Consider the following 14,603-nt stretch of genomic DNA (forward strand, 5'->3'; position numbering starts at 1 on the left):
ATTTATTTCTCCTGCTTTACTATTAAGCAGATTACGAGAGATACATTTTCATATTTGGAGTATTTTATAAAGCGAGCTACCATTCGCTGCCGAAAGACAAATCGAATAATAGCCCGCTTATGTGATGTGTATGTGTTTAATTTTCAAATTTTTTTAGAACACAAATAGCGTTTCTTTTACTAGACCCAATGTATTCTAGACTCATCATATCTATCCTGTTGAGTGCGTGTTTCTGCAGGATAACCAAATGGAAGAAGTGCATATGCATGAAGCTTATCACCAATACCAAGAACTGCATCTGCCTTTTCCATTCTATCTGGGATTGGAGCAACTGCAAGCCATACTCCACCAAGTCCCAATGAATCAATCTCAAGCCATGCATTTTCTGTTGCAATTGCTAAATCTATAGTGTCAAACTCTGGAAACATAAGCCCCTCAGTGCGATAGCATGGAACCAATACAGCTGGTGCATCCTTTGCACAGCCAGAATATGGACTGCATTCTGAAAGTGCCTTGATTTTCTCTTTATCTGTTACCACATAAAACTCCCAAGGCTGCTGATTTCCAGCCGAAGGAGCTGCCATGGCTGCCTTCAAAATCTGTTCGATTTTTTCCTTTTCTACCTGCTTATCCTGATATTTTCTAATACTTACTCTTTCAAATATTTCTTTCATGATGTTCTCCTATTCTTAACATGAATAATCACACATACTATTAGTGCCAATGCAGCTACACTGTGAATGCACCTTAAAAAATTGTACTCCTCTCTAGGTCAAGTAATTTTTATTGCTCATAGTTTTTTCCTTCTACCCAGCATCTGCCAATTACTTTTCCCACACTTAGATATTTAGCACTTTGAAATTCGAATAGCACTGGATTTGCTTTCTCATAATCAATCTTGCCTCTTTCATTCAAACACTCTTCCTGCACATAAGTATGTTCTGGCTTCAAAATATAATTTGTGAAGTTGCCAACTTCAATTTGATCAATTACCCTACAAGCCATTGAAACTGGTGCTTCATCAATGATTGGTGCATTCTTAAGTTCCTCAAAATGGTGCTGAAATACCGTAGACTTATCTGTAGTTGCACCTTTTGCAATGCCACAATAATCAGCTCTAACTAGCATATCTTTGTTGATAAGACTAACCGAAAGTTCATTTACATTTTTTATCATAGCATCAGTTAGTGTATGAGCCTTATCAATACTAACAAGTAAATGCCCGTGATCAACAACACCTACATGAGCTATTACTAGAAAGTTTACCTTGTCACCATCTTTTACTCCGACCACAGTTGCTGGTGTTGGATATAATCCCATTACTGAACCTATATCTTTTTGCATTCTTTACCTCCTAAAGCATTTGCTTTTTCTTGCATATTTTTTGTTTACGTGATAAAAATAGCATGTGAATATATTTTTGTGAAGAATGCACTTTTTTGTAATATACTTACTTTTTAGAAACTATAGGAGGTCTATATGTCTAATAAATCAACCAATTCGGAAAAGCCTTTTCACTGCCCCGTAGAAGCGACTTTTAGTCAAATCGGCGGCAAATATAAAATGATTATCCTTTATCACCTATTACACGACGGAGTTCTTCGTTATAACCAAATCCAAAAATATATTCCACAGGCAACAGCTAAAATGTTGGCTCAGCAATTACGAGAACTTGAAGCTGATGACTTAGTTCATCGTGAAGTATATCCTGTTGTTCCACCAAAAACTGAATACTCTCTTACAGAACGAGGACTAAGTTTAAAACCAGTTATTGATTCAATATGTGATTGGGGTAGAGAGTATATGGCAGGTACATTTGATGAGTAAAAATCCCTTTGAATTTTTTTCTAAACTTGTGATATTATTTGCTAGGAAATTTAATAAATACATAAACGACACATGTAGTGCATGGCACGTAAATCTGATCACGGTACATATGTAATCTATTTAGATGAGGTATATATCCAGATTTCAAAAACCAAGCTACATGTGTTTTTTTATGCAAAGAAAAGGAGAAAATTTTATGCCAAGAAACCAATTTCAAAGAATGATTTTTGCTCTACTAACAGTAATAATCACAGTGCATGGCTACGTATTTTATAGCCTGTATGTTGTTAATGGAAAGCTACTAATGGAGATGAATGGAACAGGTAGTGTTCTAGATGCCATAAACACTCAGGGCGGTGTTTATATGTTTGGTAGAATGCTTCCAATCTGGGCTGTTGTCATTGTAGAATTCTGCTTCGCATATACGTTAGAGTGCTTATTAGGCAGCCCACTTTCATTTAAAATGGCTTGCTCAATGTTTGACCCACGTAAAATTCATCCTATGATTTTTGAAACAGCAATCATATCATGCACAGTTTTAATCATGTGTCCAGCTATGAGCTTCATTGCAGCATTTTTATACTATCCATATTACAATGGCTTTAATGTTTTCACATTACTTGCAAATTGGATTGAACTCATATGTCATAACTTCCCATTTGCATTCTTTTCACAGGTATTCTTTATTCAACCTTTTGTAAGATTTTTATTTGGAAAGATTTTTGCAAAGGACATTGCTGCAAGAAAACAGCAAGTTGAGTCTGAACGTCCACAAAATGAAGTGGAAGCTATCGCTGATATTTTCAAGAGAATGGATGAAATACAGGAAAGACTTGAACACGAACGTAGACAACGTAAGAAATTGGCAGAAAGAATGCAGTAACTAAGAGGCGGCCTTATGGCCGCCTTTTGGTTATTGTATTAATTCGGAATCACATCAAACAGCCTTGCCATTTACTTCAACCCTTCGTTTTATTATCCATCTCTTCAAAAAACAATCCCGCTATATACAAAGCTGATTGTCCATACAGTCCCAAATCATCATCATACTACTGACTAGCAAATGAGTCCTTCCCTCAATGATTATATAACCCTAAAACTTAAACTATTTTTTACTATTCTCTTAAGCATAATATATCCAATCACCGCAGTTATAACCTCTGCTATAATAAATGTCGTCCATATTATAGATTTAGATGCACTTCCCGAAATGACCATATTTGAAAATACATATGCTACAGGAATGACAATCAAAAACTGTCTTAAAACTGAGATCACAAGTGACTGAGGACCAGCATTAAGTGCTTGATAAATCCCCTGAAATGAAATATTAAATCCAGCAAATAAAAAGCTAATTGAGACAATACGCATTGCCGCAACACAAATGGACTCAGTTTCCCCTGATAGCCCAAACATATTTGCAAATGGACTTGCGAAAACCTCTAGAAGCAATGTTCCAAACAGCATTATTGCAGAAGTATAAAGTATTCCCCATTTCATTCCTTCTTTGATTCTCTTTTCATCCTTCATTCCATGGGCAAAAGAAATGATAGGTGTAATTGTATCTCTCATTCCAAATGCAGCGAATAATATGAACTGCTGAATCTTATAGTAGAGACCATATGCAGTAACTACATTTTCACCAATACGAACAAAGATTATATTTAATAAATAAGTCATTATGGACATGAGGGCCTGGGCTATGATTGCAGGAAAGCCTATTGAATAAATTTCTTTAACCATAGAGCCTGTCAGTTTTAAATACTTTCTATCATTTGACACTTCATTATCGTATCTACGATGGAAGTACCATCCTAATCCCATGGATACAAACTGACCTATAACTGTTGCAAGTGCAGCACCCACTACTTCCATTCTAGGAAGTCCAAGGAGTCCATAAATCAGGATTGGATCAAGCACAATATTTGTAAGAGCGCCCGCAATCTGTGAGATTGTTGAATACTTAGAACGTCCATGTGCCTGAAGTAGTTTCTCATAAACTGTAAAATAAACGTTTCCTAGTGAGAGCATGCAGCATATCCTAAGATAAACCACAGCCATTTCTGAGATAGTTGCATTTGATGTTTGAGTACCTATATAAAACTTTACTCCAAATGCTCCAAACAGGAAAAACATTGCAAATATTATAAATGCCAGAACTTTTGTTGTACCTGCAGCTTTAGATGCCTTTTCATAATCTTGCTGCCCTAAGCTCCTTGCTACAACGACATTCATTCCCACACCAGTTCCAATTCCTAGTGCAATCAATAGCACCTGCACCGGAAATGCAAGTGTCAAAGCATTCAACGCCATCTCTCCATTAGTACCCATATTTGATACAAACGCAGAATCTACAATGTTATAAAGCGCCTGCATCATCATTGATAAAATAATTGGTGTTCCCATCTTTATCATCAGTGAATTTACTGGTGCTTCTTTCATAGGATTGTTCATTTTATACCTCCAACAAAAAAGCGCATGTAACGAATGCTGCCAGACGCTGGACTTACGCTTTCGCTACACACGCTTTATAATCTAAAAGCTAAATTATCAAATTATCACTTATCTGTCCAAGGTAATTTTTACCAAAAATTCTTACTCTGCTTCCTTTACAGCTAACGTCTTCATTCTAAAGAAGACCATATACAGATGGCCTAGCCAAACTATAGCAAGAATTATTCTTCCTACTGGTACTTCATCCATCATATAAAATCCGAATCCCATAAGCAGTGTCACCACAACTACCATCTTGATTTTTGCTGACATTGTCATACCTTTTTCTCTTACAAACTCTTCCAGATGATTTTTGTAAAGAGATGTACCTATAAACCAATCATGAAGTTTCTGAGATCCCTTCGCATAGCAAAACAGTGTAGCTAAATAAAATGGAACCGTAGGAAGAATAGGCAAAGCAATCCCAACTGTTCCAAGAGCTAGACAAATAGAGCCTAAAACAATCCAAAATATTTTTTTCATTACAATTTCTTCCTTTCTAAAATTCCAACACAGTCTCTGCTACCTTCATAGTTGATTTGCGATGGGAAACAAGAATGATGTTTTTATTAGCCCCCGCTTCTTTTATTGATTTTAAAATCACAGCTTCGTTTAAGGCATCAAGAGCACTGGTAGGCTCATCCATAATCAACATCTTTCCATCATGTAAAAATGCTCTGGCAAGACCAATTCTTTGCTTTTCGCCACTTGATAATGTGGAGCCCTGCTCTCCTACCACAGTCTCAAATCCCTCAGGCAACGATTCAATAAATTCTAATATGCTGGCTTTACTTGCCGCTTCTCTTACCTCATCAAAGGTTGCATCTTCCTTAGCAATTTTAATGTTGTTAAGAATAGTATCATGGGCAATCCATGTTTCCTGAGTGACAAATGACTGATTACATCTTAAAGATGAGGTATTAATCTGATTTACATCCACCATGTCACCATTTATATCATATAAAATCTGACCTGCATCTATCTTCCAAAATCTCATTAATAATCGTATAAATGTAGATTTACCACAACCACTAGGACCGTGTATTCCCACTATCTTTTCCTTCGGTAGCTTCACTGTTTTGTTTTCAAATACTAATTTATCCTTGTACGAAAAAGTGATATTGTCAGCCACAAGATAGTCTTCCACCGAGGAATTATCCATTATTAAATCAATACCATCTGTCACATCCTCTGCCTCAGGCTCTTCGTCTAGAAGATCTAATACTCTTTTTCCACAGGCCAATGTCTGATTCAAATTATTAGATAAAGATGCTAGCGCAATTACAGGCCCAAAAGAACTCATTATCGCTACTACGGCTAATACCACTGATTCAAAACTGATTCTCCCATTCATATATTGCATAGACATAGCTATAAGCATTATTACTGAAACCGTCTGAATAACAACATTGGTAGCAGTTCTCTGATTTTTTTCATAACCTACTAACCTATTCTGGGTGTTCCCTAAGTCTTTTGATTTGGTATCAATTCCATTACTATTTTGTTCAAACGAATCATACTGAATAGATTCATCAATTCCATATGCCAAATCAAGCACATAGCTGTTTAGACTGCCCACTTCATTTCGAAAATCAGCACCAGTATTTGCACTTTTTCTTCCATTGTAAATTGGAATGATTATGCCAACCGCTACATAGCCAAGTAGTCCAATCAAGGCAGAGACAATACTAATATTTGCTAAAAATACAAGCATAATCACTGATACCAAGACAGCAATGGCGATAGGAGAAATGGTATGGGCAAAGAATACCTCAAGTAATTCGATATCTGTGGTAATCATTGTAATCAGATTGCCCTTGTCTTTTCCCTCCAGCTTTGCAGGACATAGCTTTCTTAAAGCTGCAAATACTTTATTGCGGATTATGGCAAGTATCGTAAATGCGATATAGTGATTGCAATACTGCTCTCCGTAGTGGAATATCCCTCGAAGTATGGCCACTACCACAAGCACCAATATCAGCTTCTGATAATTGCCCTGCCCCATTAGCATCATGGTAACACCCTTAGCTCCAATTACAGTGACTGCAATTGCACATAAGTGGCCAATAGTTCCAAGGAAGATACCAAGAGTCATAATCCATTTTAATGGTGCAACCAGCTTAATTAACCTAAGCATTATGGAGAGTCCTGTTGTTTTCTTTTCCATTAATTGGCACCTCCTATGCTTTCCATTTCATACTGTTTTTCATAAAGCTTTGCATACTTTCCTTGTTGATTGATCAAAGATTCATGGGTGCCATTTTCAACTACTCTTCCTGAATCCATTACAAATATCTTGTCTGCCTTCACCACATTTGCAAGCCTATGTGAAATCAAAATAACAGTCTTATTTTGAACCTTTGAAAGATCATATATTACCTTCATAATAATCTCTTCTGATTCCATATCGATATTGCTGGTAGCTTCATCAAAAATATAAAGAGGGCAATCCTTTAACAAAGCCCTTGCCACTGCAAGCCTTTGTTTTTGTCCACCTGAAAGATTTGAGCCGCCTTCCTTTAAAAGATACTCGAGGCCGCCCTGCTCAGATAGTTCATCATATAAATTTACCTTCTTGAGAGCTTCCACCAAATCGGCATCCTGTTTTTTACAGTCTACAAGCAGCAGATTATCCCTCACTGTTCCTGAGAAAATATAGCTTTCCAAAGAGACTATCGCCATTTTTTCTACCAAGGATTTGTTGTCTATATCTGACAACTCGACCCCATTTATTTTTAAAGAACCTTCGTATCCCAAATACTGTTTTCTAATCAGCTTTATAAGAGTAGATTTTCCTGATCCTGAATTCCCCACAATAGCATTGACTTTTCCAGAACAAAAACTAAGGTAAATATTATTAAGAATAGTTGTTTCTTCCGCCCTGTAATTTACATTTTCAAATGCTACTTCAATAGGTTCTTCAGGTATCTTCTGTTTTCCTTTTTGACCTTCCTCTATATCTAGAAAATCAAACATTCTATCAGCTGCTTTCATTCCATTCATACCTATATGAAAATATGAACCTAAAAGTCGCATAGGTAAGAAAAATTCTGCTGATAAAAGTAAAAATAAAATCGCTTCATACAGCCCTATCTGACCAACCCTTATTTCAGAAATAGACACCAGAATTCCTACTGCTGCACCTAAGTAAGCAACAATATCCATGACAATTGTGCTATTAAGCTGCATTGATAGTACCTTCATGGTAATTTTCCTGAATCGTTCCGATTCTACATCCATATCCAATGCCGCTTTATCATCTGCACCGTAAACTTTTAACGTAGTCATTCCCTGTAGTTTCTCTAAAAATGTATCCCCCAGCCCATAATAGATTTGAAAATACTTATCTAAAATCTTTTTTGCGATTTTCATTACAATCATGATTACTATTGGAATGAGAGGAACCATAACAAGGAGTACTACTGATGCCTTTAGACTATACCTACGTAAAAATACGAAGAGAGTAATTGGTGCAAGTAACGCATATACGAACTGACTTATGTATTTTCCGAAATATACCTCTAACTGTTCCACACCTTCCCCCATCATCTGACTGATTTGAGAAGTGGGAATAAACTGTTTGTATCCACTCCCCAATCTGTGAACCTTCGCGTATATTTCTTTTCTAATAACTCGTTTTACATCAACACTAGCCATAAATGAAGCTTGTGTATAAAGCCTATCAAATGCTGACTTTACTATTACAGCAAGGCAGATTGAAACCAATGCTTTAAATAGAATCAAACTTTCTATTTTTTCCTCATATAGACGTGAAATAATTAGGGCAATTCTTTCAACTATCACTATTTGCATGAGAAGACCAAGCCACTGATATACAACTTCTAATACTACATAGACTGTACTTTTCTGTAGCATTTTTAATAATCTTGTTTTTATCATAAATAATTCCTAAATTTCTTTCTCTCTAATATAAAATTGCATATGGCTTTCCTTCATAATCCTTTACAGGCAAGCTGATTCCAAAGATTTGCTCTAGAGACTGAGTATTTATTACTTCCTCTGGCTTTCCTTGCACTACCAGTTTTCCTTCCGGAGATAATGCAATTATTTCATCGCTATAATTGATAGCCTGATTAATATCATGAAGAACCATGATTATTGTTGTACCGTATTTACGATTTAGATTTTTAATAAGCCTTAATAACTGAATCTGATATCTGATATCCAAGTACGTGGTTGGCTCATCTAAAAATATTGTATCTGTCCCCTGGGCAAGGGCCATTGCAATCCAAACTCTTTGTCTTTGGCCTCCCGACAATTCCGCAATATTTTTATCCTTAAATGGATAAGTGCCTGTAATTTTTAAAGCCCTTATAACCATCTGCCTATCTAAATCTTCATCTATACTTCCACCTAATTTTCTATATGGTGTCCTGCCATATTCCACCAGCTTTTCCACTGTTAAATCATCTGGAGCCCTGTTATACTGATGAACAATGGCCACCTCTTTTGCATAGGCTTTCAGGCTAAGCTCTGCTATATCTGTATTCTTTAAAAGAATCCTTCCTCCAAGGGGAGTCAGATTCTTTGTCATCAAAGAAAACAATGTGGACTTACCGCATCCATTTGAGCCCATGATTGTTGTGACTTTTCCTTTTTTTATGTTTACATTTAGATGTCTCAAAACCGGTCTATCGTCATATGCAAAAGTTAAATCTTCTATTTCAAATAGGTTTTCCATCAATCCTTCTACTCCTTTGCAATAAAAATATAAACACCGGTCCACCTATTACATTCATAAGTACTGCAGCACTTACTTCGTATGGATAACAAATAGTACGACCTAAAGTATCTGCCGACAAATAGATAAATGCTCCTAGAAGCATAGAAAACGGTATCAGCGCTTTATGTCCATTTCCCACTATCAATCTGCCAATATGTGGAACCAATAATCCTAAAAATCCTACTACCCCGCATATTGCAGTTACTGAACTTGCAAGCAACACCGCTACTATTGAAACCACAAGTTGCATCACTTTAACATTCATCCCCAGTCCTCTTACTGTCTTTTCCTCAAGTGCCAGTAAATCGCACCAGTGAATACATAAAAATGAAAGCAGCAATCCTGGTAGAACGAAAACAGCAAGTATTCTTACATCATCCCAAGTTTTTAGTGTTATATTTCCATCTACAATCGCTGCAACTGTAGATACAGTTCCTCCACCAAATGAATTAACAGCATCCGATAAGCCTGTAAAAAGTGCCTGTACAGCAATTCCCACAAGTATTATCTTTAACGAAGAATATCCCTTACTCATTGAGATGCCATATACTATAAAAAATGCTAATAAGCCTCCCATAAAACTAAATATGGTCACATGATTATATAAAGCCGGAAGGGCCGCTGCTATAATTACTGTTACAAACTGAGCACCTGATGAAACGCCAATTATACCCGGGTCTGCCAATGAATTTTTCAATACTGCCTGCAGCAGAACTCCCGATACCGAAAGTGCTGCACCTGCAATGATGGCAATAAGAATTCTTGGGAAACGCAGGTCATAAACTGTGGCCACGTCGCTGTCATATTCGAAAAACAAGCCTCGAACCATTTGAAAAAAACCAACTTTTATACTTCCCAAATTTACCGAGATAAAAATCACCATTACACAAAGGATCATCATTATGACAATTGCAATGGCACTGGTAATAACTCTATTTCTTTTTTTCTTATCCATGCCTTATTCTCCGTATAATATTTCATCCAAATCTGAAAGAGCATCCTGATATTCAAAATTTGCACTCATTCCAAAATGAGAATAATTCAAATCATATACCTTGCCATTTTGAACTGCACCAAAATGCTTCCAAATATCATTTGTCTCAAACTCCTCTGCAAACTGCTCCATTACTTCATCTGGAAGCGCATGGGCGGTTCGTAGAATAATATCTGGATTCTTCTGAAGCATGTCTTCAGTGTTTACCGCTATAAAATCATCTTCCTCACCAGCATAAATATTTTTTCCTCCAGCAAGTTTTACCAAATCACCTACGTAGGAATTTTCTGTAGCTACCACATAGGAGCCTGGAAGTCCCATAAGTATCAGAACTGTAGGGCCTTCTTCCCCCTCATGGCTGGCATTATATTCATCCATATATGTATTGAATTCATCAACCAATTTCTGGGCTTCATCAGCTCTATCAAAAAGCTGTCCTAGCTCAGTAATTGACTGAAACATTCCTTCCACACTACTTAGATTTAAAAATGCATAATTGTATCCAGCAGCTTCATACTTTGGTTGCAAATCTCCATATAAAGATACAGGAGACAGCACCCAATCCGGATTAATGCTATCAAGTATTTCCATATCAGGACTCATTGGTGAGCCCAGCAAGGTTGCATCTGCATAACGTTCTGGGATTTCCACAAGGCTTGAGGTTGGTACGCCTACAAGATCCAAATCCAGAGCCTCGCATATCTGCATTGTTGCTGCAGATGTAGCTGCTATCCTCACATTATCTCCTGCTACCACGCTTGTAGCGCCAGATGTATTGCCTATCACTCCGTTACAGCCTTCAAGCAGTATTACTGCTGTAAGAACGACAGCTGTCAGGCCTAGTGAAATAGACTTTTTATAAATCCATTTCAAAAACTTCGAAATCTTCATATCTATCTAATCTCTTTATATTCTTTGCTCTAATTTCTTCATGGTTTTTCTGGATTCTTTTAACTAAGAGCATAACCGCTATCAACAAAAGTCCGGCCATAAAAACCGCTGTAAAAACAACACCAAATAAAGTAATCCAAACACTGTCATCAATGAGGCCTATTGGTGTTTGTGTGCCATCAGACTCTGATTCATCCGCAGCATCATTAGATGATGAATTTGAATATCCTATTGTAAGTCCAGTTCCATCTGTTGTTACTTCTGAGGTTTTATCATCCTCCGATGAATCCTCAGAACTTGTTGTTCCCTCATAAAGTGCTATGCTTGTGCTATTTCCAGAAACCAGATTGTCATAGCCAATGTAGAAGATTACGCTTCTTCCCATTGGCTCTACATAACACTCTGCTCTTACATATGATTCCTTTGCAGGGATTGGAATATAGAAATCCTTGGTTTCTGAAGTGCTTCCTGTAACTTCATAGCTTACTGATGACCATGTACTTCCGCCATCTTCAACAGTGCTGAAGGATACATCAGATATATTGTCCATCAGATTAAATCTCACATAGAGTGCATACCCGCCATCCGATAGCTCTTCTAACACACCTGTAGTTTCCACTACACTTTCAACCATAGACTGGCCCAATGCTTCCTGACTTTCTCCACCAGAATCCTCTATATTTCCATCAACAGGACTTCTATAATAACCACTTACATCTACCGTATATACGGATTCTTCCGCATTTACTATTTGAAATGGACATATTGTCATTATTGCAATTAATGCTGCAATCACTAATCTAACTATTCTTTTCATATAACAATGTTCCTCTTTTTATGTCTAAGATAAAGATTATATCCAACTAGTCCGGCAACAGCTGACAAAATAAACACTACTAAAACAATCACAAATATTGATTTTGCTGTAAGCTTTGTATTACCTTCCTCATCTGTTGTAATAAGTGATGATAATGGCGAATCATCCCCTTCCACTTTTTCTGTACCAGCTGTTGAGCTTGAAGATGAGCTCGATGTTGAACCACTACTACTCTTAGATGAACTAGACTTTGTAGTTGTAGATGTAGAAGAAAGATCAGTATCCACAGTTAATCTACATCCCACTTCCATACCCATTGCATTTACATACATAGTGATAGGAAGTATTGATGGTATCGGATTGGTAGTATTACTAATGGTAAAACTGTCATAAACTACTCCATCAAAGGTCTCAGCCTTACTTACCTTTGTGGCTTCTTCATCCTTGTATTTTATGTACTCAGGGCCGCCATTTTCTTTACCGGCAACAGTATGCTGAACATAGAATGTAAGCGCTGCGTCATCACCACTAACAACCAATTGTCCTGTAGGGTACATATATGTAGCCATCATGGAATCTTCATCGCTATTGCTTTTCTTTGCTCCCATTTTTACTGTATAAGTTCCATCCTCAAGCTTATCAGTAAGTTCTTCATCTTCAGTTTCTTCATCTGCATCCAGCTCCTCGATTTCATCTAAATCGACCAAATCCGAAGATGTATTTAAGCTTCCATCTTTAACTCTGTTTGCGGTATCAAATACCATGTAGAAACTTTCGGTAGATGCCATTACCGCATTTACGTATGCCTGCATCAATACTGTTTTATTTGATGACCCCTCTAAATACGAATATGGAATGCTGAAGGTTACCGGATCCGCATTATAGTATCCTGACGTAGGGATAAAGGAACTATCCGCCGCAAAATACAATCCCACTGCATTACTTGAATTAAGTGTTGCTGATACCGTCTTTGAACCATACTTTACCTTTACATTTGAAATAGGTGTTCCGTAGCTCTGGTAATTTGGAATTGGATCAATAACATATACCGTAACCTTCGCAGTACTTCCGCTTATTACTACTGTGGCATAGTCATAGAACAAGGTGTCACACATTGAATTTGAGCTAAAGTCACTGTATTTTTTCATGGTTACAGGAATCTTATAGGTTCCATCCTCATCATCCTCATCTTCATCATCTTCATCATCTGAACTTGTTGTCGAAGATGTTGATGATGTGGTTGTAGTATCATCGTCATCATCCGAAGTACTTGATGACTTATCTTCTTGATGAATTGCATATAACGAGAATTTATTGCTGTATAAATAAATCTTGTTTGCATCCTTATCAAAATAGAATGTACCGTCAATTGCACCGCTAGTTGTTCTCTTACTGATAGATGCAAATTGAGTAATGTCATTTTCATCACCGTGAGCTCTGAATACACTTACAGTTTTTGTGCTGTCATAAGTCCAAGGAATTACAATTTCCAACACATGGTCAGAGCCTGTTGAAGTAATAGCATTACCATTTTCATCAGTGATATCAATAGAATAGTAGGTTGTATCACGGCCATAATCTTTTGCAGTCAACAAATCTTCAATGGCAGATTTTGCTTCTACTGTCTCAGTATCCGAAGTTGGAGTAGTCATGGTCATGGAAACATCGCCATACTCTGGATTATCATTTGCAAAGTCTGATAAGCCATTTACATTAGAACCAGGTAAAGCTTCCGCTACAAACTCACTTCCTCCTGTGCTCCACTCATCCACATCATCAATAACAATGTAAAGCTTTTGCCAGCTCTGCATTGCAGTGCCTACAAATACCTCTGCAAACAGTGCTCCTGTCTTACTATTTCTAATAGCTGAATTGCTTACAGTAAATGTAATTCTGTCGCTGTCATAGTAGCCTGCTTCTGGTATAAATACTCCTGAAGCATCGTAATATAGACTGCTAACCTTTTCCTCTATTGTTGCCACGCTTGCAAAGGAATCGCTGTTCGCAACAATCTCATAATCTGATAATGTGGATCCAGTCACATTTACATCTTCGTCACTTCCACATGCTATAAATGTTTCTACCGGTTTTCCTAATGTAGAAAAGCCTGGTACCGGATCTATAGCATAGAGGCTTACTGTAGTAGTTCCATCATTGTTATCTGTCAAATATGCTTTGTCATAAATGAGAGGGTCACTCATACTAGCAGTACCAATATCTGTAAATTTCATAATGTGAACTGTTTTTTCTACTCCAGTCAAATCTTCTTCATAGGTAACCACTTCATCCTCTTCAATTGCTGGAATATCACTTCCTGCAGGATAAAATGTGCTTGTAATAGTGAGGCTTCCCCAGTAATTTCCTTTGGTGACCTTAGCAACATCTTCCTTTGAAACGGAAACTGTCGCAGTAATGTTTGTGCTTTCAGTAAAATCTCTAGTTTTAAAAGTGTTTGTATATTTTAAAGCGTCGCTACTAGTATCTCCATTCAAATAGAAATATCCTGTAGCTGCGGTGGACACTCTCAGCGTTCCACCTTGCGTATTTTTCATAGTTATTACAACATCGTAGGATACTGAAATATTCTTATCCTCTGTTATCTCCCCAAGTGAAATAGTACTAGGGAAGGTCACATAGTATTCTGGCTCAGCTGCTTCAACAGTCGCTGTTACCTCAACATCTCTGTTATCTTCATCAGCCATGGCTGCAAACGAAATTGCAGCTTGCTGCATGAATAAAAGCATCGCAAAGCCCATCACTATAATTCTTTTTACAATTCTCATAAACGATTATCCTCAAAAAAATCCTGCCGCAGACAGCGACAGGATATATTTTCA

The 14,603-nt window shown here is 37.1% G+C and carries 13 protein-coding genes; 2 read left to right on the top strand and 11 right to left on the bottom strand.

Going from position 1 to position 14,603, the window contains the following annotated elements:
• Positions 1-179: 179 nt before the first annotated feature.
• Entirely contained in the window at positions 180-674 is a 495-nt protein-coding gene (locus E7274_RS11800) for a nitroreductase family protein (RefSeq protein WP_304176147.1), read from the bottom strand.
• A gap of 109 nt (positions 675-783) precedes the next feature.
• The gene (locus tag E7274_RS11805; RefSeq protein WP_304176149.1) at positions 784-1,344 is read right to left on the bottom strand and encodes a flavin reductase family protein; all 561 of its coding nucleotides are present in this window, start codon (positions 1,342-1,344) and stop codon (positions 784-786) included.
• Positions 1,345-1,479: 135 nt separating this feature from the next.
• Between E7274_RS11805 and E7274_RS11810 the strand changes: the two genes are divergently transcribed.
• Both E7274_RS11810 and E7274_RS11815 read left to right on the top strand, forming a co-directional pair.
• Positions 1,480-1,827 (top strand): winged helix-turn-helix transcriptional regulator, encoded by a 348-nt coding sequence (locus E7274_RS11810; protein WP_304176151.1) that lies wholly within the window; start codon positions 1,480-1,482, stop codon positions 1,825-1,827.
• A gap of 196 nt (positions 1,828-2,023) precedes the next feature.
• Entirely contained in the window at positions 2,024-2,710 is a 687-nt protein-coding gene (locus E7274_RS11815; protein ID WP_304176152.1) for a hypothetical protein, read from the top strand.
• A gap of 200 nt (positions 2,711-2,910) precedes the next feature.
• On the opposite strand, the gene E7274_RS11820 is transcribed toward E7274_RS11815, so the two are convergent.
• The 9 genes from E7274_RS11820 to E7274_RS11860 all read right to left on the bottom strand — a co-directional run bounded on the left by E7274_RS11820 (position 2,911) and on the right by E7274_RS11860 (position 14,549).
• Entirely contained in the window at positions 2,911-4,281 is a 1,371-nt protein-coding gene (locus tag E7274_RS11820) for an MATE family efflux transporter (protein ID WP_304176154.1), read from the bottom strand.
• 141 nt (positions 4,282-4,422) lie between these two features.
• Positions 4,423-4,803, bottom strand: a complete 381-nt coding sequence (locus tag E7274_RS11825) for a YbaN family protein (RefSeq protein ID WP_304176156.1) — start codon at positions 4,801-4,803, stop codon at positions 4,423-4,425.
• Positions 4,804-4,819: 16 nt separating this feature from the next.
• Entirely contained in the window at positions 4,820-6,487 is a 1,668-nt protein-coding gene (locus E7274_RS11830) for an amino acid ABC transporter ATP-binding/permease protein (protein WP_304176158.1), read from the bottom strand.
• On the bottom strand, positions 6,487-8,220 hold the full coding sequence (locus E7274_RS11835) for an ABC transporter ATP-binding protein/permease (protein ID WP_304176161.1): 1,734 nt from the start codon (positions 8,218-8,220) through the stop codon (positions 6,487-6,489). Before E7274_RS11835 ends, E7274_RS11830 begins: the two co-directional genes overlap by 1 nt.
• Before the next feature lie 25 nt (positions 8,221-8,245).
• A complete protein-coding gene (locus E7274_RS11840; protein WP_304176163.1) occupies positions 8,246-9,022 on the bottom strand; it encodes an ABC transporter ATP-binding protein in 777 nt (258 codons plus the stop codon).
• Positions 9,006-10,019 (bottom strand): FecCD family ABC transporter permease, encoded by a 1,014-nt coding sequence (locus E7274_RS11845; RefSeq protein ID WP_304176165.1) that lies wholly within the window; start codon positions 10,017-10,019, stop codon positions 9,006-9,008. Before E7274_RS11845 ends, E7274_RS11840 begins: the two co-directional genes overlap by 17 nt.
• Before the next feature lie 3 nt (positions 10,020-10,022).
• Positions 10,023-10,949: a heme ABC transporter substrate-binding protein IsdE gene (gene isdE / locus E7274_RS11850; protein ID WP_304176167.1), complete on the bottom strand. Its 927-nt coding sequence runs from the start codon at positions 10,947-10,949 to the stop codon at positions 10,023-10,025.
• Positions 10,915-11,766 (bottom strand): heme-binding Shp domain-containing protein, encoded by an 852-nt coding sequence (locus tag E7274_RS11855; RefSeq protein ID WP_304176169.1) that lies wholly within the window; start codon positions 11,764-11,766, stop codon positions 10,915-10,917. Before E7274_RS11855 ends, isdE begins: the two co-directional genes overlap by 35 nt.
• A complete protein-coding gene (locus tag E7274_RS11860) occupies positions 11,763-14,549 on the bottom strand; it encodes a hypothetical protein (protein WP_304176171.1) in 2,787 nt (928 codons plus the stop codon). Before E7274_RS11860 ends, E7274_RS11855 begins: the two co-directional genes overlap by 4 nt.
• Positions 14,550-14,603: the final 54 nt, after the last annotated feature.

This window comes from Pseudobutyrivibrio ruminis, from assembly GCF_015057245.1.
In the GTDB taxonomy this organism is placed as follows: Bacteria; Bacillota; Clostridia; order Lachnospirales; family Lachnospiraceae; genus Pseudobutyrivibrio; species Pseudobutyrivibrio ruminis_E.

Excerpts from the sequence above, each read along its gene's own strand:
- E7274_RS11800 (WP_304176147.1), bottom strand. The coding sequence starts at position 674 with ATGAAAGAAATATTTGAAAGAGTAAGTATTAGAAAATATCAGGATAAG.
- E7274_RS11805 (WP_304176149.1), bottom strand. The coding sequence starts at position 1,344 with ATGCAAAAAGATATAGGTTCAGTAATGGGATTATATCCAACACCAGCA.
- E7274_RS11810 (WP_304176151.1), top strand. The coding sequence starts at position 1,480 with ATGTCTAATAAATCAACCAATTCGGAAAAGCCTTTTCACTGCCCCGTA.
- E7274_RS11815 (WP_304176152.1), top strand. The coding sequence starts at position 2,024 with ATGCCAAGAAACCAATTTCAAAGAATGATTTTTGCTCTACTAACAGTA.
- E7274_RS11820 (WP_304176154.1), bottom strand. The coding sequence starts at position 4,281 with ATGAACAATCCTATGAAAGAAGCACCAGTAAATTCACTGATGATAAAG.
- E7274_RS11825 (WP_304176156.1), bottom strand. The coding sequence starts at position 4,803 with ATGAAAAAAATATTTTGGATTGTTTTAGGCTCTATTTGTCTAGCTCTT.
- E7274_RS11830 (WP_304176158.1), bottom strand. The coding sequence starts at position 6,487 with ATGGAAAAGAAAACAACAGGACTCTCCATAATGCTTAGGTTAATTAAG.
- E7274_RS11835 (WP_304176161.1), bottom strand. The coding sequence starts at position 8,220 with ATGATAAAAACAAGATTATTAAAAATGCTACAGAAAAGTACAGTCTAT.
- E7274_RS11840 (WP_304176163.1), bottom strand. The coding sequence starts at position 9,022 with ATGGAAAACCTATTTGAAATAGAAGATTTAACTTTTGCATATGACGAT.
- E7274_RS11845 (WP_304176165.1), bottom strand. The coding sequence starts at position 10,019 with ATGGATAAGAAAAAAAGAAATAGAGTTATTACCAGTGCCATTGCAATT.
- isdE (WP_304176167.1), bottom strand. The coding sequence starts at position 10,949 with ATGAAGATTTCGAAGTTTTTGAAATGGATTTATAAAAAGTCTATTTCA.
- E7274_RS11855 (WP_304176169.1), bottom strand. The coding sequence starts at position 11,766 with ATGAAAAGAATAGTTAGATTAGTGATTGCAGCATTAATTGCAATAATG.
- E7274_RS11860 (WP_304176171.1), bottom strand. The coding sequence starts at position 14,549 with ATGAGAATTGTAAAAAGAATTATAGTGATGGGCTTTGCGATGCTTTTA.